This is a genomic window from Moorena sp. SIO3I6 (assembly GCF_010672095.1).
This window is the reverse complement of record NZ_JAAHHU010000965.1, coordinates 1-1865: the sequence shown is the minus strand read 5'-3', so window position 1 is coordinate 1865 and position 1865 is coordinate 1. Positions and strand designations below refer to the sequence as shown.

1 protein-coding gene is annotated in these 1865 nt (G+C 41.9%); it reads right to left on the bottom strand.

The annotated features are described in order from the left end of the window. Positions 1-77: 77 nt before the first annotated feature. Positions 78-1442: a hypothetical protein gene (locus F6K49_RS45010; RefSeq protein ID WP_293108595.1), complete on the bottom strand. Its 1365-nt coding sequence runs from the start codon at positions 1440-1442 to the stop codon at positions 78-80. Between the last annotated feature and the right edge of the window lie 423 nt (positions 1443-1865).

Here is a 1865-nt window from a genome sequence, read left to right as displayed (position 1 = left end):
CATGTAGGGTGGGCAGTGAACCAAACCGATTCACCAAGCCAAAGCCCATGGCTAAGCACTGGCCACCAAACTAATCGTTATACAAAGGAGAGATCCCCTTGGTTATAGCCACCAGACACAATCGCAACAATGTCAAAGCCGAAATTAGGGGCGATCTTAACAGAGTCCAAACTATCCCCTGTGGTGAGCTGAGATTCAAGACCATTACTCTTACCTCCAGCAATATCCTGAGCAATCTGTTCCGCTGAAGCAAGACTTTTCTCAGAAGAAGATAAGCCGTTATTGAGAGCGATAAAGTTTGATCCAAAGATATAGTTAGCTTTTTTGAGTTGGATTTTATCCGTACCGGATTGGAAATCCTTAAGTAGAGCGTAATCATTCAGACCCAAAAATCCTCCTCCACCGACATAGTAAGGATTTTTGCTATCTCCAATCACAAATTTATCAGCACCAGGTCCTCCGGTTAAGACATCAATTTCCTTAATACCTGGCTTTATACTGTTGGGATCGACACCTACGATGGTATCATTACCACCGGCACCAGTAATCTCGTCACTTCCCGCACCACCAGTAAGTTGATTACTGTTGTTGTCACCAATAATGGTATCGTTACGACCAGCACCCTTGACATTCACAAAGTTTTGGACAGTGCGATTCAGAACCGGACCATTAACAACATTAATCTGTAAACTGTTCTTTTGCAGATTTACGTTCACAGAGGCACCAGTACCAGCAGAAGAGGCATCAATAGTATTAGCTTGACCTGCATCCCCAATAATCGTCTCCACTCGGATCAGCTCATCCTGACCAAGACCACTTTTGTTAACGATTCCCGTGGGTAAAAGAGTAATGGCTCGACCGAGACCAGTGTAATCGACGGTATCCTTACCTTCCTCTCCATCCAGGACATCATTACCACTACTGCCAATAAAATTGTTTGTGCCAGTTCCGCCAAATAGGGAGTCATTACCAGAGCCACCATCCAAGATATCATTACCAGAACTGCCAAACACAAAGTCATTACCTGAGCCGCCAGATACAAAATCATTACCTGAGCCAGCGATAATAATGTCATTTCCCTCTTCACCAAACACAAGGTCATTGCCACCGAGTGCTACAATGACGTCATTTCCGCCACGTCCTAAAATTAAATCGTTCTTGTTACTACCTATTAAAAAGTCAGGATTGGGAGTACCAATAATAAAGTTAAAAGGCCCTGATATTATAGATTTCGATGATAAGCTTTTTAAGCCTGAATCATTGGGAACTAACTGTTGTATCTGGGTCAAATTTAACTGAATCGGTGTACCAGCAGACTTAGATAAATCGGGGCTAGGAACTACCTGATCCTGAATAGATTGTGGCAGTGACTTGATTAAATTTAGTTCTGATTCCGGAATTAGGTTGGATAGCTTATCAAGTTCAGTTACTAACGTAGCCATGGTTAATTTTCTCTTTTTTTTGGTATGAATCCACCTTAGCGATCGCAGCAGCTATAACATACCTAATGGTGATTAGCAGTTGATTAGGTTTTAGGATTAGGTCAAGGAGTATAGCCTTAGCAAAGGGAACAGGGAATAGGGAACAGGGAACAGGGAATAGGGAATAGGGAATAGGGAATAGGTAAGAGCGAATCTGGTAACAGGGAAAAAATAGGTGTGTGTAGCTAATTACTATGAGAATCGCTATAGTTATTAATTAATTATTAATAAAAAATTAACAAATGTTAATTGTGACTTGTTACTTGGCAGCACCAGCTCGATCCAAAAAAGATATATAGTGTTAATCCTACTTATGAAGTACATTCAATTTACTTATCCCGACTCCCGACTCCCGACTCCCGACTCCCGACTCCCGACTCCCGA